This window comes from Falsochrobactrum shanghaiense (assembly GCF_003149535.1).
GTDB classification, from domain to species: Bacteria; Pseudomonadota; Alphaproteobacteria; order Rhizobiales; family Rhizobiaceae; genus Brucella; species Brucella shanghaiense.
In genome coordinates this window covers 300944-324846 of record NZ_QGDB01000005.1, presented here as the reverse complement: position 1 = coordinate 324846, position 23903 = coordinate 300944, and the positions used below count along the sequence as shown (strand labels likewise).

The window sequence follows — 23903 nt, the reverse complement described above, 5'->3', positions numbered from 1 at the left end:
AGCATCGCAAACGGCAATTCGCAGGCGATCAGCGCCAGTTTTTATCGCGCCACATGGCGGACAGGGCCGCGCGATAATCGGGATAGATGAATTCATAGCCCAGATCTTTGATCCGCCGGTTGGAAACGCGCTTGTTTTCGCCATAAAAGGAACGCGCCATCGGAGTCATGTCCGCGCTTTCAAAGGCGACTTCTTCGGGCGGGGTAATTCCCATTATTTCAGCGGCACAGGCAATCACGTCCTGGGGCGGCGCAGGCTCATTGTCGGTAATATTGAAAATGCCATCGGCGGTCGTGCCTGCAAGAAGGCGCAGCGCCCCGGCGATGTCGTCTGCGTGGATGCGGTTGAAAACCTGCCCTTGCTTGATGATGCGGCGCGCCGTGCCCTGTTCCAGCTTGAGGAATGCATTGCGGCCGGGGCCATATATGCCCGACAGGCGCAATATGGAGAGCGGGACGCCATGACGCTGACTGAGGACAGTCCATGCTGCTTCGGCGTGGACGCGCTCCAGAGAGCGGCGCGAAACTGGCTTGCAAGGCGCGGTTTCATCGACCCATCCGCCCTGATGATCGCCATAGACGCCAACGGTTGAAAGATAGCCGAGCCAGCGAATTATATTGTCGGGACGGCGCATCGCTTCTTCCACAAGGGGCAAAGACGGATCGCCGCTTTCACCGGGTGCAATGGAAATGACGACATGGGTGGAGCGGGCAAGCTGATCGACAAGCTCGGGATCGCTGGTTTCCCGGTCAAAGCGCCAGGGATGGATGCCTGATTGCTGCAATGGGGCGAAACGCTCTTCATGGCGGGTGGTGCCATCGATGCGCTCTGCATCGCCAGCCATAAGCCGCGCGAAAGCTGCGGCGGAATAGCCGGCTCCCAGCAGAAAAATGCGCATATCAGATTTCCTCCATGGTCCACTCCGCCTGCACCGTAGCATCCTGCTCCGAGGGAGCCAGTTCTTTCTGCAATGCGGCGATATGGTCGGGGGCGGCAAGCTGGCGAAACGCCCAGATTGCCGCGCCGCGCACTTGAGGCGCCTCGTCGCGCAGCAGCGCCTCGACTTGCGGGAGCAGGGACAGGTCCTGCGAGTTTCCAGCGGCAATCAGCACATTGCGCAGGAAACGATCACGCCCGATGCGCTTGACCGGGGAGCCGGAGAAAAATGTGCGAAAGGCAGAATCATCAAGTTGCAGGAAATCGGCAAGGCGCGGGGCATTGAGGTCATCGCGCGCCTTGAGCTTCATCTCATGGGTGGCCTGCGCGAATTTATTCCATGGACACACAGCAAGACAGTCGTCGCAACCATAGATGCGATTGCCGATGGGTTTGCGAAATTCAAGCGGGATCGGCCCTTTGTTTTCAATGGTCAGGTAAGAAATGCAGCGGCGCGCATCGATGCGATAGGGGGCGGGAAAGGCTTTCGTCGGGCAGGCGTCCAGACATGCGCGGCACGATCCGCAATGATCGCGATCCGCCTCGTCGGGGGGGATTTCCGCCGTGGTGAAAATTGACCCGAGAAACAGCCAGGAACCATGTTCGCGGCTGACCAGATTGGTGTGCTTGCCCTGCCAGCCAAGACCTGCGGCCTGCGCGAGCGGTTTTTCCATGACGGGTGCGGTATCGACGAAGACCTTCACGTCCTGTCCGGCGCGGGCGGCGAAGCGGCTCGCCACATGCTTGAGCTTGCCTTTTACGATGTCGTGATAGTCGCGATTGCGCGCATAAACGGAAATGGCACCGCGGTCCTTGCGCTCCAGAAGGGCAAGCGGGTCGGTTTCGGGGCCATAATTCATGGCGAGCATCATGATGGAGCGGACTTCCGGCCAAAGCACGCTTGGATTGGCGCGCCGTTCTTCAGTCTCTTCCATCCACGCCATATCGGCGTGGCAGCCTTCGGCGATATATTGCCGGAGGCGCTGCGGAGCCTGCGGAATCTTGTCGGGCGTGGTGAAGGCGACCGCATCAAATCCGACGGCTTTCGCTTCTTCAGTCAGGAAGCGCTTGAGCCGGGCCTGCCTGGTTTCAGAAGTCGAGATCGCCATAATGGGCTACCGGGGCTAGTCCGCGCACACGGTCGGAAAGCAGGGGGCGGAAGGCAGGGCGCGACTTCATGCGCGTATACCAGTCGCGCGCGGCCCTGGTTTCGCTCCATTCGATCTCACCGAGATAATCGAGGACGGAAAGGGAAGCCGCTGCCGCCATATCGGCATAGCTGGGCAGGTTGCCGCCCAGCCAGTCGCGGGTTGCGGCGAGCCAGTCGATATATTTCATATGCTGGCGGATATTGGTGCGGGCGGCGCGAATGGCGGTCGAATCCGGCGCGCTGCCGCCGAATTCTGCCGACATCTGCAATTTGAAAACCCGCTCGCGGGCGATATGCCGCGTCACTTCATTTTCAAACTTGACCAGAAACCAGTCGACCAGACGGCGCACCTCTGCGCGCTCCATCGGGCTTTCAGGCAACAGGCGGCGGTTGCGCTTGAGCGCGCCGCGGGTCTCATCGAGATATTCCGCGATGACCGTCGCCCCGACAACCGGCAGGTCGCGCTCTGCGAGCAATACGGGCAGGGTGGCTGCGGGATTGAGCGCGAGAAACTCCTTGCGGCGCGACCATGGGCGTTCCTCGATCAGCTCCGCTTCCACGTCATATTCGCCGAGAATAAGCCGCACATAGCGCGAACCCGAGGACATGGGATGATGAAAAAGCGTAAGCATGATCGACGCGGTACTTTCGACTGACAGGCTTTAATTGATATGCGCGGAGGACGGCTTCTGGCGTTAACGCCGACAGCAGGCTATTTCTGCTGTCGGGCGATTCGCGACATCTCAACGCAATGTTTAGTCTATAAGGGCTATACCTGCGAGAGACAAGCAATCGCTGGGCGCGCTGTTTTCGCATTTCAACACCACGCGGCGGTCAGGTCAATTCGTTCTCATCATATCCATCTCTCCAAGGTATAGACTACATGGATATTTTTAATCTTCTGGAAGCTGCTTTTCTTGGCCTTGTCGAAGGTCTCACCGAATTCATTCCGGTTTCATCTACAGGCCATTTGCTGCTTATCGGACATTTTCTGGGCTTTGAATCGACGGGCAAGACTTTCGAGGTGCTGATCCAGCTTGGGGCCATTCTCGCGATTCTGACCGTCTATTCGACGAAGCTGATTACGCTTCTTGTCGATTTTCCGCGTGATGCGCGCACACGCCGGTTCGTTGCCGGCGTCCTGATTGCGTTTTTGCCAGCAGCCGTCATTGGCGCCATGGCGCACGGTTTCATCAAAAGCGTGCTTTTCGAGACCCCGATACTGGTGTGCATCATGCTCATTCTCGGGGGCTTCATTCTCCTGTGGGTGGACCAGCTCGATCTCAAGCCGCGCTATCGCGACGTGATGGATTACCCGCTGCCGATCTGCCTTGCCATTGGTTTCGTGCAATGTCTGGCCATGATTCCGGGGGTCTCGCGTTCCGGCGCCACGATCGTGGGCGCTTTGCTGATGGGGGCTGACAAGCGTTCCGCCGCCGAGTTCTCATTCTTTCTTGCCATGCCGACCATGGCGGGCGCATTCGCCTATGATCTGTATAAAAATCATGGCGTGCTTTCCTACAATGATGGCGCGCTCATCGCAGTTGGCTTCATCATGGCATTTGTTTCAGGCGTGTTCGTCGTGCGCTACCTGCTCGATTACGTCTCGCGCCATGGTTTCAGGCTTTTTGCCTGGTGGCGGCTGATTGTCGGGGCGCTGGGGCTGGCAGCATTGCTCGTCTGGGGCTGAAAGCAAAGGATAGATAAGATAAAATAAAAGGGGCTTTGCGCCCCTTTTATCATGCCAGTTTTTTATCATGCCAGTTTGGGCTTCGTATATTGCCCGGCGACGCGATAGCGCCAGAGATAGGTGGGAAGGATGGCATCGGTGGTTTTGGGCGTAATTCCCATGCCCTGCAATGTGCGCTGCTGCGCAGTGGCTTCCTCCGAGACTACATTGTCGAATTTAAGCAGCGTCACCTGATCATTGGTGAGCATCGGCTTTGGCAGAAGGCCGAGGATGGATGCCTGAATGCGCGCAACCCACCATGGCAAGGAAACAAAGCTGCGCTTGCGGTCGATGACGCGCAGCATATCGCGCATCAATTGGCGGAAGTCCTCCACATCGGGCCCGCCCAGCTCATAGGTGGTCCCGGCTTTCAGTTCGCCATCCACGGATTTGGCTGCGGCTTCGGCGACATCGCCCACATAGACCGGCTGCAACCGGGTCTTGCCGCCGCCGATGAGGGGCAGGAACGGCGAGAAACGCGCCATATTTGCAAAACGATTGAAGAAGCGGTCTTCAGCGCCAAAGATAATCGAAGGGCGCAGGATGACGGCATCCGGCAGCACGGAGCGTACGGCCTTTTCGCCTTCGGCCTTTGTGCGTGCATAGGCGGAGGGGGAATTTGCGTCCGCTGCGAGCGAGGAAAGGTGGGTCATGGGAACACCGGCGGCCTTCGCGGCTTCGGCGATATTCCTTGCGCCCAGCACCTGCACGCTGTTGAAGCGCTGCTTGCCGCTTTCAGCAAGGATGCCCACCAGATTGATGACGTGATCTGCTCCCATGACGGCGCGATCGACGGAGCCGCGATGGCGGACATTGGCCTGCACGAGCTGAATCTGGCCCACATCGCCCAGAGGTTGCATGTAATAGGCGATTTCCGGTTTGCGCACGGCGACGCGCACACGATAGCCGCGTTTGGTGAGGCTGGCTACGGCCGCGCGCCCGACAAAGCCAGAGCCGCCGAAAACAGTGACCAGTTTCGGTCTGTTGTGAACTTCGTTCGGTTCGGTCTGCATTCTTAACTCCTGCGTCAAAGCCCGATTGCGCGCCCGGCGGTCCTGACGACCATGCGGCGACGCGATTTATGAGGCTGATTTACTGCCTTTTTACCGCAAGGCAAAGGGGACTTGTTGTCACGATGATGATAGCTGCTGCTTTTCCAGCGATAAACGTGCAATAGCTATTTGAGTTTTGGCTGCTTACTGGTAAATCGCGCGTATGAGCACACCACTTGACCATATTCGTAACTTTTCGATCGTTGCCCATATCGACCACGGCAAATCGACGCTGGCCGACCGCCTCATTCAGATGACGGGCGGGCTGGAGTCGCGCGAGATGAAGGATCAGATCCTCGACTCGATGGATATTGAGCGTGAGCGCGGCATCACCATCAAGGCGCAGACCGTTCGTCTCAATTACAAGGCGAAGAATGGCGAGACCTACATCCTCAACCTCATCGACACGCCCGGCCACGTCGACTTCGCCTATGAAGTCTCACGTTCGCTGGCGGCTTGCGAGGGTTCGCTGCTGGTTGTCGACGCCTCGCAGGGCGTGGAAGCGCAGACGCTGGCCAATGTCTATCAGGCCATCGACAACAACCACGAAATCGTGGTCGTGCTGAACAAGATCGATCTGCCCGCCGCAGAGCCCGAACGCGTCAAGAGCCAGGTCGAGGAAGTGATCGGCATCGATGCGTCCGACGCGGTGGAAATTTCCGCCAAGACGGGACTGGGCATTGACGATGTTCTGGAAGCAATCGTTCATAAGCTGCCTGCGCCGAAGGAAGGCGATCGTTCCGCACCGCTCAAGGCCATGCTGGTGGATAGCTGGTACGATTCCTATCTTGGCGTCATCGTGCTGGTGCGCGTCATCGACGGCGTGCTCAAAAAAGGCCAGACCATCCGCATGATGGGGACGGGCGCGAAATATCCGGTCGAACGCACCGGCGTCTTCACGCCCAAAATGGTGCAGGTGGACGACCTCGGCCCGGGTGAGCTGGGTTTCATCACTGCTTCGATCAAGGAAGTGGCGGATACGCGCGTCGGCGATACGATCACCGAAGAACGCCGCCCCACCACAAACATGCTGCCGGGCTTCAAGCCAGCGCAGCCGGTGGTGTTCTGCGGCCTGTTCCCGGTCGATGCAGCAGATTTTGAAGATCTGCGCGCGGCAATGGGCAAGCTGCGCCTCAATGACGCTTCGTTCTCTTATGAAATGGAAACTTCGGCAGCACTGGGCTTTGGTTTTCGTTGCGGCTTTCTCGGCCTGCTCCATCTTGAAATCATTCAGGAACGTCTGGAGCGCGAGTTCAATCTCGATCTCATTACGACCGCGCCTTCGGTGGTCTATCGTCTCAAGATGACGGACGGCACTGAAAAAGAACTGCATAACCCTGCCGATATGCCGGACGTGGTGAAGATCGCGGCCATCGAAGAGCCGTGGATCAAGGCGACCATCATGACGCCGGACGATTATCTGGGCGCGATCATGAAGCTTTGTCAGGAGCGGCGCGGGGTTCAGGTGGACCTCTCCTATGTCGGCCCGCGCGCGATGATTACATATGATCTTCCGCTCAATGAAGTGGTGTTCGACTTCTATGATCGCCTGAAGTCGATTTCCAAGGGTTACGCCTCGTTCGACTACAATCTTTCGGAATATCGCGAGGGCGATCTGGTCAAGATGTCGATCCTCGTCAATGAAGAGCCGGTGGATGCGCTTTCGATGCTGGTGCACCGCTCGGCTGCCGAAAAGCGCGGTCGCGTGCTTTGCGAAAAGCTGAAGGAGCTTATTCCCCAGCATATGTTCAAAATCCCGATTCAGGCGGCAATCGGTGGGCGTATCGTGGCGCGTGAGACGATTTCGGCCTTGCGCAAGGACGTGACGGCCAAGTGTTATGGCGGCGACGTGTCGCGCAAGCGCAAGCTTCTGGAAAAGCAGAAGGAAGGCAAGAAGCGCATGCGCCAGTTCGGCCGGGTGGAAATCCCGCAGGAAGCCTTCATTCAGGCGCTCAAGATGGGGGATGATTGATCATCCGCATAAACGATCAAGGGACGCTTCGGCGTCCCTTTCTATCTTATTACTCCTCATCCACCACGCGCAGACGTAGCTGGCTTGCGGAAGAGCCCGCTTGTCTGGCCTGTGGATTGGTTGCTTCGTCAGTAGGGGTGGGGCCAAATTCCAGCGCTTCGATTTTTGCGCCGCGCCGCGTTACCTTGTTTGAAGACACCAGAATGTCGTCAATATCCTTGTTGGCCTGCGCAAAATGGGTCTGGAGCTTGCGCACGCGCTCATCAAGACGCCCGACATCTTCCATCAGCCGTATGACCTCGCCCTGAATGACATGCGCCTGTTCGCGCATGCGCGCATCTTTCAGGATCGCCTGAATGACCTGAATGGACAGCATCAGCAGAGAGGGCGAGACGATGACGATGCGGGCGCGATGCGCGCGCTGTATCAGCGCTTCGAAATGTTCGTGAATATCGGCAAAGATCGATTCTGACGGGACGAAGAGAAAGGCGGTGTCCTGCGTTTCTCCCGCTATCAGATATTTGTCGGAAACGTCCTTGATATGCACTTCCATGTCGCGGCGAAACTGCGCAATGGCGGTCTTCTTGGTTTCCGGTGCTTCCGTTTCACGCATGGAATTCCATGCTTCGAGCGGGAATTTCGCATCGATCACCAGCGAGGGGGCATCATTGGGCATGCGCACGAGGCAGTCGGGGCGGGTGCCATTGGTCAGCGTTGCCTGAAATTCGTAGGCACCCTGCGGCAAGCCGTCGGCGATGATCGCCTCCATGCGCGATTGGCCGAAAGCGCCGCGCGTCTGCTTGTTGGCGAGAATCGCCTGCAACTGCACCACCTGTCCCGCCAGTGACTGGATATTGTTTTGCGCCGTGTCGATGACCGCGAGACGCTCCTGCAATTTGGCGAGATTTTCGTGGGTGGATTTGGTCTGCTCGGTCATGGTCTGGCCGATGCGGTGCGTCATCCCGTCGAGCCTTTCGCGAATCGACTGGTTGAGTTCTGCCTGCCTTGAGCCGAACACCTCGGCCATTGTATGCATACGGCCTTGCATCTCGGCTTGCGCTTTCAGGATTTCCGCCATGCGGTATTCCGCATCGCGGGCGCGATCTTCGGCCTGTGCTTCCGCCACCGCGTGCAGCCGTGCGGAGCGGGACGCTGTAATCAGGAACAGGGCAAGGCAGGCGACCACCACGATGATTGCGCCCAGCAGAACATCCCCCAGCGAGAATGTCGTGGCGCCAAGCTGCAAAAGCGGTTCGTTCATGAGTATCTGTTTTTCCATTTCGCAAGCTTAACTGATTCGTGACATAATGATGAGATCAAAACGGGAACATTTTATAAAGGACAATTGACGATTTATGCGCAAGCGATTACGTGAAGCGCATGTCAGTAAAACCGCTTGTCATTCTTCCTGATCCCGTTCTGCGTCAGCTATCCAAACCTGTTGAACGCTTTGACGATCAATTGCGCAAATTTGCCGGCGATATGTTCGACACAATGTATGATGCGCCGGGCATCGGCCTTGCCGCCATTCAGGTGGGCGAGCCGATCCGCATGCTGGTGATTGATCTTGCCAAGGAGGATGAGGAAAAGGCGCCGCATACCTTCATCAATCCCGAGATTGTCGCCTCGTCGGATGAAGGTCGTATCTATGAGGAAGGCTGTCTGTCGATCCCCGATTATTATGCGGAAGTCGAACGGCCTGCGAGTGTGAAGATCAATTATTTCGATCTGGACGGCAAGCCGCAATCGATGGAGGCGGACGGGCTGATGGCGACCTGCCTGCAGCATGAGATCGATCATCTCAACGGCGTGCTTTTCATCGATCATATTTCCAGGCTCAAGCGCGATATGGTCATCAAGAAATTCAAGAAGCTTGCCAGCCAGCGGGCATCGAAGAAGGTTTTGTGATGCGCATCGTCTTTATGGGAACGCCAGAGTTTTCCGTGCCGATCCTCACGGCAATCATCGGACACGGCTACGAGGTGGCGGCGGTTTATACGCAGCCGCCGCGTCCGGCGGGCCGACGCGGACTGGAACTGACAAAATCACCCGTGCATGAGAAGGCGGAGGAATTCGGTATTCCGGTTTTTACGCCAAAAAGCCTCAAGGGTGCGGAAGAACAAGACGTTTTCGCCAGTCTCGAAGCTGATGTGGCGATCGTTGTGGCTTACGGCTTGCTGCTGCCCAAAGCCGTTCTCGATGCACCGCGGCTTGGCTGTTATAATGGCCATGCCTCGCTTCTGCCGCGCTGGCGCGGGGCCGCTCCCATTCAGCGCGCGATCATGGCGGGCGATGCCGAGACCGGCATGATGATCATGAAGATGGACGAAGGGCTGGATACCGGCCCGGTCGCCATGGCAGAGAAAATCGCAATTACGCCGGATATGACGGCGGGCGAATTGCATGACCGGCTGAGCATGACGGGCGCGGATCTCATGGTGCGTGCGCTGGGCGCTCTGGAGCGCGAAAGCCTCACGCTCCAGCCGCAGGCGGAAGAAGGCGTGGCCTATGCCGCCAAGATCGACAAGGCGGAGGCTCGCATAGACTGGTCGAAACCGGCCAAGGACGTGCACAACGCCATTCGCGGCCTGTCGCCTTTTCCGGGGGCATGGTGCGAGATGGAAATCAATGGCAGCGTCGAGCGGGTGAAATTGCTGCGTTCCACCCTTGGAGAAGGGTCGGGCCAGCCGGGTGCGGTTCTGGATGACAGGTTGACCATCGCCTGCGGCGAAGGTTCCGTGCGGCTGGTAACGCTGCAACGTTCAGGCGGCAAGCCGATGGCTGCATCGGATTTCCTGCGTGGCGCGCAGGTTACAAGGGTTTTATAGGCGGTGCCGCGCTATAAGCTCACGATCGAGTATGATGGCACACCTTATGCGGGCTGGCAGCGGCAAGCCAACAGCCATAGTGTGCAAGGGGCGATCGAGCAGGCTTTCAAGAAATTTTGCGGTGAAGAGCTGACATTGGGCGCTGCCGGGCGCACCGATGCGGGTGTTCATGCTCTGGCGCAGACAGCCCATGTCGATCTGGAAAAGGACTGGGGCGCGGGCAAGATACGCGATGCGGTGAATGCGCATCTCGTCATGGCGAATGAGCGCATCAGCATACTCAATGTCGAAAAGACCACGGACGCATTCGATGCCCGCTTTTCGGCGCGTGCCCGGCATTATCTTTACCGTATTCATAACCGCCGCGCGCCGCTGGCCATCGATTATCAGCGGGCGTGGTGGGTGCAGAAGCGACTTGACCACGAAGCGATGCATGAAGCGGCGCAACGGCTTTTGGGCGAGCATGATTTCACGACGTTTCGCGCAACCCAATGTCAGGCGAAAAGCCCGATAAAGTCGCTGGACCGGCTCGATGTGACCCGGGACGGGGAAATGATCGAGATGCGGGTTTCGGCGCGTTCCTTCCTGCACAATCAGGTGCGCTCCTTTGCGGGCAGTCTGATGGAGGTGGGTGTGGGGCGCTGGACGGCAGACGACTTGCAGGCCGCGCTGGAAGCCCGGGACCGCAAGGCATGCGGACAGGTCGCGCCGCCTTACGGTCTTTACCTAACCGGTGTCGATTACGCCTTTCCTTATTGATAGGCTTCAAGGCCGATGCCGAGCAGTTGCTGCAACAGCACGGTGATGAATAGCGATCCGAAGAAGACGGAGGCAAAAAACGGCGCGACATAGGCATGCGGGCGCTGGAGGACGACCCATGTCAGCCGGTAGCTGAGGACGACCGAAACACCGAACATGAGAAAGGCGAGGAGCGTTGCCACATCGAACTGCCCCGGAAAAAACAGTTGCAGCAGGGTGATCGGTGCGAAAATCCACGCCAGCAGCGCGCTGCCCCAATTGGTCGCAATGACATAGACGGCATAGCGCTTGGCAATTCCGATATGGCGGGCGACGGCGCCGATGATGACGAGCGGCAGAAGCCAGGCGGCAATATCGACAAAACCGGCACGCACGACAATTGCCAGCCGCAAGGCGGCATCTTCGCGCCCGGCGGTCAGATCGGCGGCATAGGCGACCCACGTTCCCAATAGCGGCGGCAGGGCGACAATGATGGCGGTGAAGGATGTCCAGAAGTCTTCAGCGGAAATATCGAGATAGTTCAGCCCTTCCTTACGGCCAAGCATCATTTTCCAGACGCCCGTGAAATATCTGAAAATATCATCCAGACTGGGCATGGTCCTCTCTACCTGTCCGTGAGGGTGCCGGATGAAGCGACCCCGAAGAAATCAGTTATAAAACGTTCGTAAATTTGCGTAAGACCCTCAAGGTCTGCAATTGCGACGCGCTCGTCCACCATATGCATGGTCTGGCCCACAAGGCCAAATTCAACGACCGGGCAGTAATCCTTGATGAAGCGCGCATCGGACGTGCCGCCCGAGGTGGAAAGCTTCGGGCGCTTGCCGGTAACGGCCTCGATCGATGCGCTCAGTGTTCTGATGAGTTTTTCATCGCGGGTGAGGAAGACATGGCTGGGCTGTTCGCGCCATTCCAGATCATAATGGATCGGGGTTTCACGGCCCGGTCGCAGGCGGCTGTCGCGCGCGGCTTTTTGCAGGCGTGAATTGATCTCGGCCTGCAGGCTCTCCACCGTCCATGTGTCGTTGAAGCGAATGTTGAAGGTGGCGGTCGCCTTGGCGGGAATGACATTGGTCGCCTTGTTGCCGACATCGATCGAGGTGACTTCCAGATTGCTCGCCTGAAAATCCTCGGTGCCTTCGTCGAAAGCCGGATAAAGAAGGCTGTCGACCAGAGCCACCATGCCGCGCACGGGGTTTTCGGCCAGATGCGGATAGGCTGCGTGGCCCTGTATACCATGTACCGTGATGGTGCCGGAAAGAGAGCCGCGCCGCCCGATTTTCATCATATCGCCAAGCATATCCGGGTTGGTCGGCTCGCCGACCAGTGAGGCATCCCAGCTTTCCCCGCGGGCGCTGGCCCATTCGAGCAGCTTTATCGTGCCGTTGACGGCCGGGCCTTCTTCATCGCCGGTAATAAGAAAAGAAACACTGCCATTGAGTGTTTCGTGCTTCTCAAGATAGCGCGCCATCGCCGCAACGAAACAGGCGATGCCGCCCTTCATGTCGACCGCGCCGCGCCCATAGATGACGCCCTCTTCGATTGCGGCGGCAAAGGGCGGATGTTTCCAGTCTTTTTCATCGCCGGGCGGCACGACGTCGGTATGGCCGGCAAACATCAGATGCGGGCCGTTTCCTGATCGGCGGGCATAGAGATTTTCGATGTCCGGGGTGTCGGTGTCGCTGAAAAGCGGTCGCTCGACGGTAAAGCCCATGGGCTGCAACATGGTTTCCAGCACCGACAAGGCCTCGCCTTCGGCGGGCGTGACGGAGGGGCAACGAATGAGGGCGGCAAGGTTTTCAACGGGATCGGCAGGCAGGCGCATGATGTCGAGACTTCATCCTGAGAATCGGGTTGCATGAGACTAGATCGGGAAGCGTCAGGATGAAACAATATTCCTTCGCAATGCAAATGTGGCTGCAAGCGGCGAGGGGCAAGGATTTGCTCTGAATGAGCGAATTTCCTTGACCTGAGGAGCCATGTCATCGTTAGTTAAAAAACAGTTGATAAGAGATCCGGGAAAACGGGTCCATTGACGGGAAATCGTCCCATCGGGACGCTTGAAATGGGAATAGGCGATGCGTTTACTGGTCTGTGCCGCAGCAGGCATGACGGCGTTGTTCGGAGCCATGCTCGTTCCGGCTAAAGCTGCGCAATGGAGCGAGGCGGGCGCGCTGACGAGCATTCCATACGGGCATCTGGATTATTGCAAGCGCAATCCGCGTGATTGCCGCGCGCACCGCGCCCAGCCGCCGATGAAGCTGACGCAGGCGCGCATGCAGGTGCTGCAAAGCGTCAATGCTTCCGTCAACCGGCGTGTCCGCCCGGTTTCAGATGTGGACAATTACGGCAAGCGCGATCACTGGGCTATTCCGGCTGGCGGAAAAGGCGATTGCGAGGATTATGTGCTGATGAAGCGCGCGCAACTGATTGCGCGCGGCATGAGCGCTTCGCAGCTTCTGATTACGATGGTGCAGGGGCGCGAACCGCATGTCGTATTGACCGTGCGTACAGATCAGGGCGATCTCATCCTCGATAATCTGCGTGAGGAAATATTGCCGGTCGGAAAAACCTCCTATCGCTATATCAAGATGCAGTCGCCAAGCCATGCCGGCCAATGGGTCGCCATCACCGGACGCTCAATGATCGTCGCCAGAAACTGAGACCGGGCAGATCGATTTCGGCCATGTCTTTTCAGCTCTCGTCTCTGGACCGGAGCGTGAGCGGCACTTTTTTCCTGTTTTTTCTATAGATTCCGACAGCAAGACGACGATTGTGCTTGCGCTGTGAACCCGCAGCCATGCCGGCAGCGAGATGGAAATGGTGCATTAATGGTGTCGACGGGGCTTTATTGTTCGCTATATTGATACAATAAATCTGCACAGACTGTTTGCTAATAGTGAACATGACAGACATACATCAGTTTTGTGAATTAAAGTTCATAGACTAATATATTGTTTTTATTTATTTATTTTTTATATAATGATAAGTCCTGATAAAATCGGGTGCACAAACATGTGATCGACGAAACTTTTTCGTGACTGGAAATTTCGCTCATTGTCACCCATTTGAAGTGCATGGGAACGACGCATCGAACGTCGCTCCACACTTCAAGGAGATAGAAAATGAAAAAGTTTGTTCTTGCCGCCGCTGCCGTTGCCCTGAGTGCCGGTGCCGCTTTCGCCGAAAATCCTTATGTTGGCGAACCTGACAATCTTTATGCAAACGACCGTACTGCGGTGATCTCGCAGGGCGTTGATTATACTGCGCCTGCTTCGATCGATACTGGTTATACCGATGGATCGGCCAATCGTTTTGGTGATGCTTCGCCTTCCAGCTACCAAAACTAAGAATGGCCTGAACGATCGGCTCTTCCGCTCACATCCCAGATTGGAAGAGCCGGCATTCAGGTAAAATCGTCGGGACGTTCTCCCGAAGTTTTCCTCACCTCTGAAAAGCCCCAAGGCTTTTGAACGTAATCTCCCCGGAGGATGGCGGCTTGCTGTCCCGGGACCCCGGAGATCAGCCCAGCTGCCATCCAAAGGGGATGTAGAAAGGAATATACAATGAAGAAGTTTGTTCTTGCTGCCGCAGCCGTTGCCCTGAGTGCCGGTGCCGCTTTTGCTGAAAATCCATATGTTGGCGAACCTGACAATCTTTATGCAAACGACCGCACTCCGGTTGCGTCGCAGGGCGTCGATTATACCGCGCCTGCTTCGATCAGCCAGGAAAGCTACAGCGATGGCTCCGCTCATCGTTTCGGCGATGCTTCGCCATCGAGCTACCAGAAATAATTTCTGTAGAACGGCTAAAAACAAAAGGCGAAGCTTTCGGGCTTCGCCTTTTTTATTCGTGTAATAATGATTTCGCGTCAGTCGCGCAGCAATTCGTTGATCGAAGTCTTGGAACGGGTTTTTTCGTCGACGCGCTTGACGATCACGGCGCAATAAAGGCTCGGGCCGGGTTCGCCATTCGGCAAGGGCTTGCCGGGCATGGTGCCTGCGACCACGACTGAATAGGCGGGCACTTCACCATAAAAGATTTCACCGGTCGAACGGTCGACGATCCTGGTCGACTTGCCGATGAAGACGCCCATGCCGAGCACCGCGCCTTCCCGAACGATGCAGCCTTCGACGACTTCCGAACGTGCGCCGATGAAGCAATTATCTTCGATGATCGTCGGACCGGCCTGCATCGGCTCCAGAACGCCGCCGATGCCGACGCCGCCGGAAAGGTGCACATTCTTGCCGATTTGCGCGCATGAGCCGACGGTGGCCCAGGTATCGACCATGGTGCCTTCATCGACATAAGCGCCGAGATTGACGAAGGACGGCATCAGGATGGCATTGGGAGCGATATAGGCCGAATGGCGCACGACGCAGTTGGGGACGGCGCGGAAGCCAGCTTTTTCGAACTCATTGGCGGTCCAGCCATCGAATTTCGACGGCACCTTGTCCCACCACGAGGACTGGCCGGGGCCGCCCTTGATGACTTCCATGGGGTTCAGGCGGAAGGAGAGCAGGACGGCTTTTTTGAGCCATTGGTTGACGTGCCAGTTGCCGTCCGACTGTTTTTCTGCAACACGGGCCTCACCGCGATCAAGCAAAAGCAGCGATTGCTCCACAGCATCGCGGATTTCGCCGCGGGTGGCTGTGTTGATGCCATCGCGCTCGTCAAAGGCCTTGTCGATGGTCTTTTCAAGAGAGGCGAAGTCTGGCCGGGTCATATAACAGTCTCCATGAAATGGCGGGTAAAAGCTGCCGCCTTGCCGGGGCAGCGGTCAGGGAAGTGATTAAGCGAAGGCACTGTGAGGGTCAATGCGGATGCTGCCTCGATGCATGGATGAATTCGATGCAGATTAAGATTATAACGCCCCAATTCGTGCTAAAGCAAAGATGGATGACGATCAGAGCGCGTTTCGATTGAATCAGAATGGCGCTCCAACCTTTTGTTTTAAGGAGCAGAATAGAGCATGAATCCGATGGAGAAGTCTGGCTGGACGCCTTTCCCGCATTCCGAGGAAGCTGTCAAACAGGCCAAAACTGTGCCGCAGACGCCCCAGACGGAGGCTCCCGCCTATCGTCTTGCCTTTATCGATGACGACTTCATGACGCGACGCGATTTGCGCGCGGTGCGTTTGCAGCTTGAGCTGCTCAAGCCGGAATTGATCCTTGCCGATCGCGGCATTCGTTCGACCGTGGTGATGTTTGGCGGCGCGCGCATTCCCGAACCGGGCGGCGAAGCCTGGGCTGCGAAGAATGAAGTGCAGAAAAAGAATCTCGAAGCCAATGCACGCTATTATGAAGAAGCGCGCCGGTTTGCCCGCATCTGCTCGGAATATTCCGCTACCACCTATTATCGCGAATTCATCATCGTGACGGGCGGCGGTCCGGGCGTGATGGAGGCGGGCAATCGCGGTGCTGCCGATGTCGGCGCGCCCACTATCGGCCTCAATATCGTATTGCCGCATGAACAGGCACCCAATGAATATGTCACGCCGGATTTGTGCTTTAATTTTCACTATTTCGCTTTGCGCAAGATGCATTTTCTCATGCGCGCCAAGGCTCTGTGCGTCTTTCCGGGCGGGTTTGGCACGATGGACGAGCTTTTTGAAGCCATGACGCTCATCCAGACGGATCGCATGGAACGCATGCCGCTGATCCTGTTTGGTAAGGAGTTCTGGAGCAAGGCTATCAATATTGAATTCCTTGCAGAACAAGGCACGATTTCGCCAACCGATATTGAGCTTCTGACCTTCGTCGAGACAGCCGAAGAGGCGTGGGCGGAGATCAAGCGCTTCTATAAGCTTTAAAGCATGTCGCCCGAAAGTGGGAACCGGTTTCGGGATAACGACACGCTTTAGAAAGCCGCAGGCAGATAGCCGATAAGGCGGTGCGCCGCCTTATCGATGCGTTTTTCAAGGCCGGTAAATTGTCTATCTTGCTGCAATAATTTTTTCCAGAAAATGGGTAAGACTATCCGTCACGTAATCCACCTGATCGGTGAATTCCGGATCGCTTTCCCATATTTCGGAAAAAGTTGGCTCAAAATTGTTCGGCACGACCAATACGGTCTTCATGCCCAGCGTCTTGGGGACAACCAGATTGCGTGCCAGATCCTCGAACATGGCGGCCCTGGTTGCGTCAACGCCGAATGCGTTGAGGAAGCGGTCATAGGTGGCACGCTCGGGCTTGGGGGTGAGGCCGGCTGCGACAATATCGAAAATATCGTCGAAATTATCGAGAATGCCCAATTGGCGCGCGGCGCGTTCAGCGTGGCCCCGGTCGCCATTGGTGAAGATGAATCTACGGCCCGGCAACGCCCTGATCGCTTCGCCCAGTGCCGGATCAGGCTTCAGCCATGTGTAATCGATGTCATGGACTTTTTGCAGAAAATCGTCGGGATCGATCTTATAGCACTCCATCAGGCCCTTCAATGTCGTGCCATATTCAAGATAGAATTGCTTCTGCACCTTGCGCGCTTCCTCGCGCGGCAGCTTGAGCAAGGTCTCCACATAATTGGTCATACGCACATCGATCTGCGAAAACAGATCGGTAGCGTGTGGGTAAAGCGTATTGTCGAGATCGAACACCCAGTCGGTGACATGGGTAAAGGCCGGTGCATCAGGTTTTTCAGTCATAAGCCCTTATGCCATAAAGGAGGGAAGAAGGCGAGGCAGGAAAAAGCCGCCCGGAGGCGGCGATAGTTACGATAAGCGTAATTTTATATCTTACGGCACAATTAGTGTGCCGGCACCATGTTCGGTGAAAAGTTCAAGCAAGACGGAATGCGGGGTCTTGCCATTGAGGATGACAACACCCTCGACGCCGCGCCGGATCGCATCGATGCAGGTTTCGACTTTCGGGATCATGCCGCCGGAAATCGTGCCATCCCTGATAAGCGCCTGCGCATCGGCGACGGACAGTTCCTTGATGAGGTTTTTATCCTTGTCGAGCACACCCGGTACGTCGGTGAGGAAGAGAAGGCGGGTTGCGGCCAGCGCCCCTGCAATCGCGCCTGCAAAAGTATCGGCATTGATATTATAGGTATGTCCGTCGCGGCCCGGCGCGACCGGCGCAATCACGGGGATCATTTCTGAACGCGCCAGCAGGTCGAGCAATGTGCGGTCCACTTCGGCAGGTTCACCGACAAAGCCCAGATCCAGCACTTTCTCGATGCTGGAATCGGGATCAATAATGGTCTTGTGGGCCTTGCGGGCAAAGACCAGATTGCCGTCCTTGCCGCACAGGCCGATGGCCCATTCGCCTTCCGCGTTGATGAGGGCGACGATCTCTTTGTTGATGGAGCCAGCCAGAACCATTTCCACCACTTCGACCGTCTTCTCGTCGGTAACGCGCAGACCGCCTTCGAAGCGTGATTCGATACCGAGCTTGGTCAGCATGGCCTGAATCTGCGGCCCGCCGCCATGAACGACGATCGGGTTGATACCTGATTGCTTGAGCAGCGCGATGTCGCGCGCAAAAGCCTTGCCCAGTTCGGGGTTGCCCATGGCATGGCCGCCATATTTCACGACGACATTCTTGTTCTCGTAGCGCTGCATGTAGGGCAGGGCCGCAGAGAGAAGGCGGGCTTGCATTTCGGGGTTATCAAGATTGGTCATCGCAGGCTCCATGGCTGGCGACAGGGCATAGGGCAGGGTTCATCAGAGCAGCTCGCGCGTTGCGAAACTGTATTTGCAGGGTAACTATTCTTTGGCGACAAGTGCAATGGCTGCCCGCAATTCGTCAAGGCCCTCAAGCTTTTCCGAAGAGGTTGCAATAAGCTGGGGGAAGGCTGCGGGGCGTTTTGCGATCAGCTTTTTTGTATCTTCCATCAAGCGCGGAACGCCCGCAGCCTTGATCTTGTCGATCTTGGTGAGCACGATCTGATAGGAAACCGCCGCCTTGTCGAGAAGGTCCAGAACCTCGGCATCGTTCTTCTTGATGCCGTGGCGGGAATCAATCAGCACGTAAACGCGCTTGAGTGTGGTGCGGCCGCGCAGATAATCAAAAACCAGCCGCGTCCACGCATCGACCTGGGCTTTTGGGGCTTCGGCGAAACCATAACCGGGCATATCGACAAGGGCCAGCGGTGGCAGATCGCCCTTCTCCCCCGAATAGCCATCGGGGACGAAATAATTGAGTTCCTGCGTACGACCGGGCGTGTTGGATGTGCGGGCAAGGCCCTTTTTGCCGACGAGCGCGTTGATCAGCGAGGATTTGCCCACATTGGAGCGACCGGCAAAGGCGATCTCCACCGGGCCTTCGGGCGGCAGGAATTTCATCGAGGGCACGCCGCGGATGAAAATCCACGATTTTGCAAAAAGCAGCCGTCCCTCTTCGATCAAAGCGGCATGTGCTGCCTGTTTTTCGTCCTGCTCGCTCAATGTGCTGTTCCTGTCGGTATCGGTCTTGTCGCTGCAATGACGCATCAATGTTAAGCGGGGCATTGTCAACCGCGTGCACTGAAAGTTCTAAAAAAAACCTGCCGAAGTAGCAACTTGGGCAGGGTCTTTTTGTTTATTTTTTGGCTTCTTTGGGTTTTCGTCTGAACAGATCCCTCAGATTGTCCCAAAGTTCGATCTTGACCCCCTGACGCTTCATGATGAAGCCTTGCTGGAGGATCGAGAGCGTATTGTTCCATGCCCAGTAGATCACCAGACCAGCCGGGAACGAAGCCAGCATGAAGGTGAAGATGATGGGCATCCAGGTGAAGATCATCGCCTGCGTCGGGTCCGGCGGGGTCGGGTTCATGCGCATTTGCAGGAACATGGTGATACCCATGATGAGCGGCCAGACGCCAATCATCAGGAATGCCGGAACGGCAAAGGGAAGCAGGCCGAACAGGTTGAAGATCGAGGTCGGATCGGGTGCTGCAAGGTCATGAATCCAGCCAAAGAAAGGCGCGTGGCGCATTTCGATGGTGACATAGAGGACCTTGTAGAGCGCGAAGAAGACCGGAATCTGCACCAGAACGGGCCAGCAGCCTGCAAGCGGATTGATCTTTTCCTGCTTGTACAGCTCCATCATGGCCTGCTGCTGCTTCATCTTGTCATCGGCATATTTCTCGCGGATTTCCGTCATCTTGGGCTGCACAAGCTTCATACGCGCCATGGACTTGTAGGACTTGTTGGCGAGCGGGAAGAAGAGGCCCTTGAGCAGGACGGTGACGACCAGAATGGCCACGCCGAAATTGCCGGAGAATTTGTAGATCCAGTCGATGAGGTAGAACATCGGCTTGGTGATGAAGTAGAACCAGCCCCAGTCGATCAGCAGTTCAAAATTCTTGATACCAAGCTTCTCTTCGTAGTTCTTGATGTCGGATACGACTTTCGCGCCCGCAAAGACGTGATTTTGCAGGGACTGGTCCTGTCCGGGGGCGACCGTAATGGGGGCGCTGAGGAAATCCGACTGATAGCGCGGACGTTCATTGGTAAAATGTGAGAACCGGGCGGTGAATTGCTCATTTTGTGGTGGAATAAGCGTTGCTGCCCAATATTTATCGGTGATGCCGAGCCAGCCGCCCGTCACGTCCTTGAAGGAAATATCCTTGTCGTCCTCAACCTTGGAATATTTGATTTCCTGCAAGCCGTCCTGACCCATGACGCCAATCAGGCCTTCATGCAGAACATAGGTGGCGCTGGCATGTTCGGGCTGGTTGAAGCGCGTCACGCGGCCATAAGAAGCAAGCGAAACCGGCACGTCTGCATTATTGGTGATCGTATCATCGACCGTGAACATATAAGCGTCATCGACCGCAATAATGCGCTTGAACGTAATGCCGCGATCATTGGTGAAGGTCAGTGTAACCGGGGTCGAGGGGGTGAGCCTGTCATTGCCTTCGACCGTCCAGACGGTATTGGGACCAGGAACTTCTCCGGTGGTATCGTTGCCGGTAAAGCCGAGTTCAACGAAATAGCCCTGCCTAAGCGACGAGGGTGCGAGAAGTTCAATATTCGGCGAACTATCATCGACGGTTTCGTGATATTTCTTGAGGTAAAGATCATCGAAGCGCGCGCCGGTCAGATTGATCGAGCCGCGCAGCGATGGCGTGTCGATCTGAATTCGCTGCGACTGTGCGGCTGCCGCTTCGCGTGTAAGCGTGCCGCCGGCAGGGACGCTATCGCTCTGCCCCGGAATGGAGCCGGATGCGGCGGGCAATTGCGGCGTGTCGCCTTGCGTGCCGGTTTGTGCGGCTGTCGACTGGCTCTGCTGTTCCTCGATGCGTGCCTGCTCGCGCTGGGCTTCGGTTTTCGGACCCAGATAGAATACTTGCCACAGCGTCAATATGAGGATGGACAGGGCAATGGTGATGAAGAAGTTGCGATTATTTTCCATTGACGGGTCCTGATTCCGGTCTTTCCGTTTGGCGTTTCCTTTCGCCCCGCCGCTTGTCTTTCCCGCTGATGCGTCGGGAAATCTCTTCGGCGAGTTGCGTAAAGGGCGCAGTGAGTGCCTGTTCGCGCGCCACGATCACATAGTCGGTCGATGACGCCATGTCACGCCCTGCGTGGCAGCGAACCGCTTCTTTCAATCTGCGGCGGATACGATTTCGTATCACTGCATTGCCATTTTTTTTAGTGACGGTGAAGCCCACGCGTGGCTTTTCGCCAATTTTGGCCAGTTGCGATTCTTCTTCGGGCCGTTGCCGGACCTCCAGAAGAAACAGCGGGCCGCGTCGTTTTTCACCATTCCTTACAGCCAAAAACTCCGCTCTCTTGCGAAGGCGGAGTATTTGTTTTTTCTGCATCACTTTTTGCTCACCGCGCATGACGCGCGGGAAAATCAAGCGGAAAGCCGCTTGCGGCCGCGTGCACGACGAGCGGCAAGAACCTTGCGACCGCCGGTGGTTGCCATGCGTGCACGGAAACCGTGGCGACGCTTGCGAACGATTTTGGATGGCTGATATGTGCGCTTCATTTATTTAATACCGCGGTGTGCGGTCCTTCTTGGTTCTGTCTATTGAACAGGAGCTGGTCCGTCATGCAATTTGCAGATTGCGGACAGATACCCATCCGCCGCCGCAATAAACGAACGTGGTGCGGCTTATAGGTGGAGGTCCGGGAAGAGTCAATGCCGCTGATATGGGTGAATATGAGGCAGCGGCCATTGCAAAAGCAGGCGGAGCCTTTCATAAGAATGCGCATTGTTTGCGCAGCGATTTATCCACGCTGCATTTTGAGAGGAGTTCACAATGAGCATTCGCCGTATAGAAGTCGGTCCGCGCATGAGCCAGGCGGTAATCCATGGCAATACTGTCTATCTCGCCGGACAGGTCGGAAAGGCTGGCGTCAGCGTGGCCGAGCAGACCAAGGCCGCACTGGCAGAAGTCGAGCGCCTGCTTGTGGCTTCGGGTTCCGACAAGTCCAGGATCTTGCAGGCCACGATCTGGCTCGCCGATATGAATGACTTTGCCGAAATGAACGCCGTCTGGGATGCATGGGTCGATCCTGCCAACACGCCTGCGCGCGCTACAGGCGAAGCCAAGCTCGCAACGCCGGACTACAAGGTCGAAGTCATCGTCATCGCTGCAATCGACTGATCGGCGGCAGGCTGATTTTGCGTGAAACCCCGGCCTGTGCGCCGGGGTTTTTTATTGACGGATGCGCTGGGAATAGCCTTCCCGCCCACCTGCCTGCGCCCGGGCGTCGATGGAAGCGCGTTCACGCAGCTCTTCAAGCGTGCCACCATTTTCCAGCCAGCCATGATCATAGAGATAGCCGGGCAGATAGCCGGAAAGCAGAACGCGGTAATCGAAGGGGAATGAAGGGTCGAGCAGGCGGGCCATATGAAAAATGATCGTCGTGCAATTGGCCGTCAGCGTATTGTAGAATTTGGGTTTAGCCGCCAGTTGGTTGCCCATTGCGACATAAGAAAGAAAGAGTTCTTTTGCCTGCTGTGGCGGCAGTTTTATCGGGTAGCGATAGACATCTTCCTTGCGCACATTGGTGCGCAGATAAATGATGTCGCTTTCTTCGGCAGCAATCATTGCCAGTTCGAATTCGCGGAAAAAACCGCCAATGGAGGAATAGACCTCATGGTGTTCCTTGCGGATTTCTCCCGAAAAAACAACATGGCGTCCATCCTCGAAGCCGAAGGATAAAAGCGTATGGGCGATGGCAGGTCCGGCCCAGTAGGAAAGAAATGTATCGACCGTGGTGATTTTGCTCAGATCATAGGTCTCTTCTTTCCAGTCTGGCGTGTAGTCATCGACGGTTTGCCAGTCGAAATCGCGCACATTGAAAAGTGTCACCATATCGCCATCGACGGTGCCCTGAACGGTACGGGCCACTTCCGGCGCCCAGATGCGACCGAGCGAAGGGCGGATCGTCGACCACCAGCCGATGATCACACAGACCAGCAACAGAAAAAGGAATCTCTTTCGTCCGCAGCGCTTGTTTCGTTCGCCAAGAATCACCCATCCGGCTATTGCCAGCCAAACAACGATGACCGAACCGCGCACAGCTTCGCCAAAAGGCAGTTGGAACCACATCGCGAAACTGGCCCAAAGGGCAAATATTATAACGAATAATATGAAGAGGAATTTCCCCAAGAAACGAACAGATTTCGATTTCAAAATAGAAGACATAGACATTCCGTATTTACCGGTGGCCGCTTCATATGCGGGAAATGCGGTGATACTGACATGATTTGCCGTGCAATAATATGCCTGCTGGGCGATATGCAGAGCTAAAGCGTGTCGCGATCTTTCAGATTCGCTCCTCACGCTTTCAGTTGTTGTTTTAACGCATGTCGTTATCCCGAAACCGGTTCCCACTTTCGGGCGACATGCTTTAAAGGCGCTGAATTAAAGTTTCTTGAAGTTTTGCCCGCAGAAATATTAACGGGAGGTTTGCCGAGCAGTCTTTCGGGCGTTCAAAAGCAGACGCAGAAGTCGCCAGGCGAGCAGCGCTGCGACGATAGCGGCGTAGATGACCGGCTCTGCGGGCCAGCTTTTCACAGACAGAAGGAAATGGACTGCGCCACCCGCGATCGCGATATAGACCAGCTTGTGCAACCGGTTCCAGCGGCGTCCGAGCTTGCGGATGGAGTAATTGTTCGAGGTCAGGGCGAGCGGTATCAGTAAAGCGAAACTTGCCATGCCGATGGTAATGAAGGGGCGGCGGGTAATATCGGCAAGGATGGCGGGGATATTGAGCGCCTGATCCAGCACCATATAGGCTGAAAAATGCATGAGTGCATAGTAGAAGGCCAGCAGGCCGAGTGCGCGGCGATAGCGCAGCAGGCTGATGCCGGTCAGATCACGAATGGGCGTGACCAGCAAGGTCAGGATCAGAAAGCGCAGAGCCCACAGGCCCAATATATGTTCGAAGCTTTTTACCGGGTCGGCGCCCAGCCCGCCGGTCGCACCCTGATAAAATGCCCAGCAGGCCGGTACGAAGCCGAGCGCATAAAGTGCCCAGACTTTCCACGCCCATGGGCGGGCTTGTTTGCGCTGCGTAGCGACTGTTGCGGTCATG

26 protein-coding genes are annotated in these 23903 nt (G+C 56.4%); 10 read left to right on the top strand and 16 right to left on the bottom strand.

From position 1 onward, the window contains the following. Positions 1-28: 28 nt before the first annotated feature. Genes DKP76_RS14520 through DKP76_RS14510 form a run of 3 tightly spaced genes read right to left on the bottom strand, consistent with a single transcriptional unit; the run spans position 29 to position 2718 of the window. Positions 29-898, bottom strand: coding sequence for an SDR family oxidoreductase (locus DKP76_RS14520; protein ID WP_109707506.1), 870 nt, complete (start codon positions 896-898; stop codon positions 29-31). A gap of 1 nt (position 899) precedes the next feature. Continuing rightward, entirely contained in the window at positions 900-2045 is a 1146-nt protein-coding gene (gene queG / locus DKP76_RS14515) for a tRNA epoxyqueuosine(34) reductase QueG (RefSeq protein ID WP_109707505.1), read from the bottom strand. Next, positions 2026-2718 carry a glutathione S-transferase family protein gene (locus DKP76_RS14510; RefSeq protein ID WP_109707504.1) on the bottom strand — a complete coding sequence of 231 codons (693 nt, stop codon included), beginning with the start codon at positions 2716-2718 and terminating at the stop codon, positions 2026-2028. Before DKP76_RS14510 ends, queG begins: the two co-directional genes overlap by 20 nt. A 251-nt stretch (positions 2719-2969) precedes the next feature. Between DKP76_RS14510 and DKP76_RS14505 the strand changes: the two genes are divergently transcribed. Then, positions 2970-3776 (top strand): undecaprenyl-diphosphate phosphatase, encoded by an 807-nt coding sequence (locus DKP76_RS14505; RefSeq protein ID WP_109707503.1) that lies wholly within the window; start codon positions 2970-2972, stop codon positions 3774-3776. A gap of 65 nt (positions 3777-3841) precedes the next feature. Here DKP76_RS14505 and DKP76_RS14500 read toward each other — a convergent pair whose 3' ends face one another. Continuing rightward, positions 3842-4828 carry a complex I NDUFA9 subunit family protein gene (locus DKP76_RS14500; protein WP_109707502.1) on the bottom strand — a complete coding sequence of 329 codons (987 nt, stop codon included), beginning with the start codon at positions 4826-4828 and terminating at the stop codon, positions 3842-3844. A 202-nt stretch (positions 4829-5030) separates the two neighbouring features. Here DKP76_RS14500 and lepA point away from each other — a divergent pair, with 202 nt between their 5' ends. Then, a complete protein-coding gene (lepA, locus tag DKP76_RS14495) occupies positions 5031-6839 on the top strand; it encodes a translation elongation factor 4 (protein WP_109707501.1) in 1809 nt (602 codons plus the stop codon). A 49-nt stretch (positions 6840-6888) separates the two neighbouring features. Here lepA and DKP76_RS14490 read toward each other — a convergent pair whose 3' ends face one another. After that, on the bottom strand, positions 6889-8118 hold the full coding sequence (locus DKP76_RS14490) for a DNA recombination protein RmuC (protein ID WP_109707500.1): 1230 nt from the start codon (positions 8116-8118) through the stop codon (positions 6889-6891). Positions 8119-8219: 101 nt separating this feature from the next. Between DKP76_RS14490 and def the strand changes: the two genes are divergently transcribed. From def to truA, 3 genes are read left to right on the top strand one after another with little or no spacing between them, the layout of a single operon-like run. Then, positions 8220-8747, top strand: a complete 528-nt coding sequence (gene def / locus DKP76_RS14485; RefSeq protein WP_109707499.1) for a peptide deformylase — start codon at positions 8220-8222, stop codon at positions 8745-8747. Further along, positions 8747-9667: a methionyl-tRNA formyltransferase gene (gene fmt / locus DKP76_RS14480; RefSeq protein WP_109707498.1), complete on the top strand. Its 921-nt coding sequence runs from the start codon at positions 8747-8749 to the stop codon at positions 9665-9667. The genes def and fmt overlap by 1 nt, the downstream gene beginning before the upstream one ends. Before the next feature lie 3 nt (positions 9668-9670). Then, positions 9671-10426 carry a tRNA pseudouridine(38-40) synthase TruA gene (gene truA / locus DKP76_RS14475; protein WP_109707497.1) on the top strand — a complete coding sequence of 252 codons (756 nt, stop codon included), beginning with the start codon at positions 9671-9673 and terminating at the stop codon, positions 10424-10426. Here truA and DKP76_RS14470 read toward each other — a convergent pair. Continuing rightward, positions 10420-11022 carry a hypothetical protein gene (locus DKP76_RS14470; RefSeq protein WP_109707496.1) on the bottom strand — a complete coding sequence of 201 codons (603 nt, stop codon included), beginning with the start codon at positions 11020-11022 and terminating at the stop codon, positions 10420-10422. The two genes, truA and DKP76_RS14470, sit on opposite strands and share 7 nt — an antisense overlap. An 8-nt stretch (positions 11023-11030) precedes the next feature. Next, positions 11031-12248, bottom strand: a complete 1218-nt coding sequence (gene dapE / locus DKP76_RS14465; protein ID WP_109707495.1) for a succinyl-diaminopimelate desuccinylase — start codon at positions 12246-12248, stop codon at positions 11031-11033. Positions 12249-12501: 253 nt separating this feature from the next. On the opposite strand from dapE, the gene DKP76_RS14460 reads away from it, so the two are divergent. From DKP76_RS14460 to DKP76_RS14450, 3 genes are all read left to right on the top strand, one after another. Then, positions 12502-13086 carry a transglutaminase-like cysteine peptidase gene (locus DKP76_RS14460; protein ID WP_109707494.1) on the top strand — a complete coding sequence of 195 codons (585 nt, stop codon included), beginning with the start codon at positions 12502-12504 and terminating at the stop codon, positions 13084-13086. A gap of 462 nt (positions 13087-13548) precedes the next feature. Then, positions 13549-13773: a hypothetical protein gene (locus DKP76_RS14455; RefSeq protein WP_109707493.1), complete on the top strand. Its 225-nt coding sequence runs from the start codon at positions 13549-13551 to the stop codon at positions 13771-13773. 216 nt (positions 13774-13989) lie between these two features. Continuing rightward, positions 13990-14217: a hypothetical protein gene (locus DKP76_RS14450; RefSeq protein WP_109707492.1), complete on the top strand. Its 228-nt coding sequence runs from the start codon at positions 13990-13992 to the stop codon at positions 14215-14217. Between the two features lie 77 nt (positions 14218-14294). On the opposite strand, the gene dapD is transcribed toward DKP76_RS14450, so the two are convergent. Beyond that, positions 14295-15149: a 2,3,4,5-tetrahydropyridine-2,6-dicarboxylate N-succinyltransferase gene (dapD, locus tag DKP76_RS14445; protein ID WP_109707491.1), complete on the bottom strand. Its 855-nt coding sequence runs from the start codon at positions 15147-15149 to the stop codon at positions 14295-14297. A 246-nt stretch (positions 15150-15395) separates the two neighbouring features. Between dapD and DKP76_RS14440 the strand changes: the two genes are divergently transcribed. Further along, positions 15396-16235: an LOG family protein gene (locus tag DKP76_RS14440; RefSeq protein ID WP_109707490.1), complete on the top strand. Its 840-nt coding sequence runs from the start codon at positions 15396-15398 to the stop codon at positions 16233-16235. A gap of 123 nt (positions 16236-16358) precedes the next feature. Here the strand turns inward: DKP76_RS14440 and DKP76_RS14435 are convergent, their stop codons facing one another. The 6 genes from DKP76_RS14435 to rpmH all read right to left on the bottom strand — a co-directional run bounded on the left by DKP76_RS14435 (position 16359) and on the right by rpmH (position 21342). Next, positions 16359-17063: a pyrimidine 5'-nucleotidase gene (locus DKP76_RS14435; RefSeq protein ID WP_109707489.1), complete on the bottom strand. Its 705-nt coding sequence runs from the start codon at positions 17061-17063 to the stop codon at positions 16359-16361. Positions 17064-17153: 90 nt separating this feature from the next. Further along, positions 17154-18044 carry an acetylglutamate kinase gene (argB, locus tag DKP76_RS14430; protein ID WP_109707564.1) on the bottom strand — a complete coding sequence of 297 codons (891 nt, stop codon included), beginning with the start codon at positions 18042-18044 and terminating at the stop codon, positions 17154-17156. A gap of 84 nt (positions 18045-18128) precedes the next feature. Then, a complete protein-coding gene (gene yihA / locus DKP76_RS14425; protein ID WP_425349408.1) occupies positions 18129-18854 on the bottom strand; it encodes a ribosome biogenesis GTP-binding protein YihA/YsxC in 726 nt (241 codons plus the stop codon). An 88-nt stretch (positions 18855-18942) separates the two neighbouring features. Further along, positions 18943-20760 carry a membrane protein insertase YidC gene (gene yidC / locus DKP76_RS14420; RefSeq protein ID WP_109707487.1) on the bottom strand — a complete coding sequence of 606 codons (1818 nt, stop codon included), beginning with the start codon at positions 20758-20760 and terminating at the stop codon, positions 18943-18945. Continuing rightward, entirely contained in the window at positions 20750-21172 is a 423-nt protein-coding gene (gene rnpA, locus DKP76_RS14415; protein ID WP_245410246.1) for a ribonuclease P protein component, read from the bottom strand. Before rnpA ends, yidC begins: the two co-directional genes overlap by 11 nt. Before the next feature lie 35 nt (positions 21173-21207). Beyond that, entirely contained in the window at positions 21208-21342 is a 135-nt protein-coding gene (gene rpmH / locus DKP76_RS14410) for a 50S ribosomal protein L34 (protein WP_109707486.1), read from the bottom strand. A 274-nt stretch (positions 21343-21616) separates the two neighbouring features. Here rpmH and DKP76_RS14405 point away from each other — a divergent pair, with 274 nt between their 5' ends. Further along, entirely contained in the window at positions 21617-21964 is a 348-nt protein-coding gene (locus tag DKP76_RS14405; protein ID WP_109707485.1) for a RidA family protein, read from the top strand. 51 nt (positions 21965-22015) lie between these two features. Here DKP76_RS14405 and DKP76_RS14400 read toward each other — a convergent pair whose 3' ends face one another. Both DKP76_RS14400 and msrQ read right to left on the bottom strand, forming a co-directional pair. Beyond that, positions 22016-23011 (bottom strand): Lnb N-terminal periplasmic domain-containing protein, encoded by a 996-nt coding sequence (locus DKP76_RS14400; RefSeq protein ID WP_199224816.1) that lies wholly within the window; start codon positions 23009-23011, stop codon positions 22016-22018. A gap of 252 nt (positions 23012-23263) precedes the next feature. Continuing rightward, positions 23264-23902, bottom strand: coding sequence for a protein-methionine-sulfoxide reductase heme-binding subunit MsrQ (gene msrQ, locus DKP76_RS14395; RefSeq protein ID WP_109707483.1), 639 nt, complete (start codon positions 23900-23902; stop codon positions 23264-23266). Position 23903 lies beyond the last annotated feature (1 nt).

Excerpts from the sequence above, each read along its gene's own strand:
- DKP76_RS14500 (WP_109707502.1), bottom strand. The coding sequence starts at position 4,828 with ATGCAGACCGAACCGAACGAAGTTCACAACAGACCGAAACTGGTCACT.
- def (WP_109707499.1), top strand. The coding sequence starts at position 8,220 with ATGTCAGTAAAACCGCTTGTCATTCTTCCTGATCCCGTTCTGCGTCAG.
- DKP76_RS14460 (WP_109707494.1), top strand. The coding sequence starts at position 12,502 with ATGCGTTTACTGGTCTGTGCCGCAGCAGGCATGACGGCGTTGTTCGGA.
- yidC (WP_109707487.1), bottom strand. The coding sequence starts at position 20,760 with ATGGAAAATAATCGCAACTTCTTCATCACCATTGCCCTGTCCATCCTC.
- lepA (WP_109707501.1), top strand. The coding sequence starts at position 5,031 with ATGAGCACACCACTTGACCATATTCGTAACTTTTCGATCGTTGCCCAT.
- queG (WP_109707505.1), bottom strand. The coding sequence starts at position 2,045 with ATGGCGATCTCGACTTCTGAAACCAGGCAGGCCCGGCTCAAGCGCTTC.
- msrQ (WP_109707483.1), bottom strand. The coding sequence starts at position 23,902 with ATGACCGCAACAGTCGCTACGCAGCGCAAACAAGCCCGCCCATGGGCG.
- DKP76_RS14470 (WP_109707496.1), bottom strand. The coding sequence starts at position 11,022 with ATGCCCAGTCTGGATGATATTTTCAGATATTTCACGGGCGTCTGGAAA.
- yihA (WP_425349408.1), bottom strand. The coding sequence starts at position 18,854 with ATGCGTCATTGCAGCGACAAGACCGATACCGACAGGAACAGCACATTG.
- DKP76_RS14450 (WP_109707492.1), top strand. The coding sequence starts at position 13,990 with ATGAAGAAGTTTGTTCTTGCTGCCGCAGCCGTTGCCCTGAGTGCCGGT.
- DKP76_RS14510 (WP_109707504.1), bottom strand. The coding sequence starts at position 2,718 with ATGCTTACGCTTTTTCATCATCCCATGTCCTCGGGTTCGCGCTATGTG.
- DKP76_RS14520 (WP_109707506.1), bottom strand. The coding sequence starts at position 898 with ATGCGCATTTTTCTGCTGGGAGCCGGCTATTCCGCCGCAGCTTTCGCG.
- dapD (WP_109707491.1), bottom strand. The coding sequence starts at position 15,149 with ATGACCCGGCCAGACTTCGCCTCTCTTGAAAAGACCATCGACAAGGCC.
- DKP76_RS14490 (WP_109707500.1), bottom strand. The coding sequence starts at position 8,118 with ATGGAAAAACAGATACTCATGAACGAACCGCTTTTGCAGCTTGGCGCC.
- DKP76_RS14505 (WP_109707503.1), top strand. The coding sequence starts at position 2,970 with ATGGATATTTTTAATCTTCTGGAAGCTGCTTTTCTTGGCCTTGTCGAA.
- rnpA (WP_245410246.1), bottom strand. The coding sequence starts at position 21,172 with ATGCAGAAAAAACAAATACTCCGCCTTCGCAAGAGAGCGGAGTTTTTG.
- DKP76_RS14455 (WP_109707493.1), top strand. The coding sequence starts at position 13,549 with ATGAAAAAGTTTGTTCTTGCCGCCGCTGCCGTTGCCCTGAGTGCCGGT.
- argB (WP_109707564.1), bottom strand. The coding sequence starts at position 18,044 with ATGACCAATCTTGATAACCCCGAAATGCAAGCCCGCCTTCTCTCTGCG.
- DKP76_RS14435 (WP_109707489.1), bottom strand. The coding sequence starts at position 17,063 with ATGACTGAAAAACCTGATGCACCGGCCTTTACCCATGTCACCGACTGG.
- rpmH (WP_109707486.1), bottom strand. The coding sequence starts at position 21,342 with ATGAAGCGCACATATCAGCCATCCAAAATCGTTCGCAAGCGTCGCCAC.
- fmt (WP_109707498.1), top strand. The coding sequence starts at position 8,747 with ATGCGCATCGTCTTTATGGGAACGCCAGAGTTTTCCGTGCCGATCCTC.
- dapE (WP_109707495.1), bottom strand. The coding sequence starts at position 12,248 with ATGCGCCTGCCTGCCGATCCCGTTGAAAACCTTGCCGCCCTCATTCGT.
- DKP76_RS14440 (WP_109707490.1), top strand. The coding sequence starts at position 15,396 with ATGAATCCGATGGAGAAGTCTGGCTGGACGCCTTTCCCGCATTCCGAG.
- DKP76_RS14400 (WP_199224816.1), bottom strand. The coding sequence starts at position 23,011 with ATGTCTTCTATTTTGAAATCGAAATCTGTTCGTTTCTTGGGGAAATTC.
- DKP76_RS14405 (WP_109707485.1), top strand. The coding sequence starts at position 21,617 with ATGAGCATTCGCCGTATAGAAGTCGGTCCGCGCATGAGCCAGGCGGTA.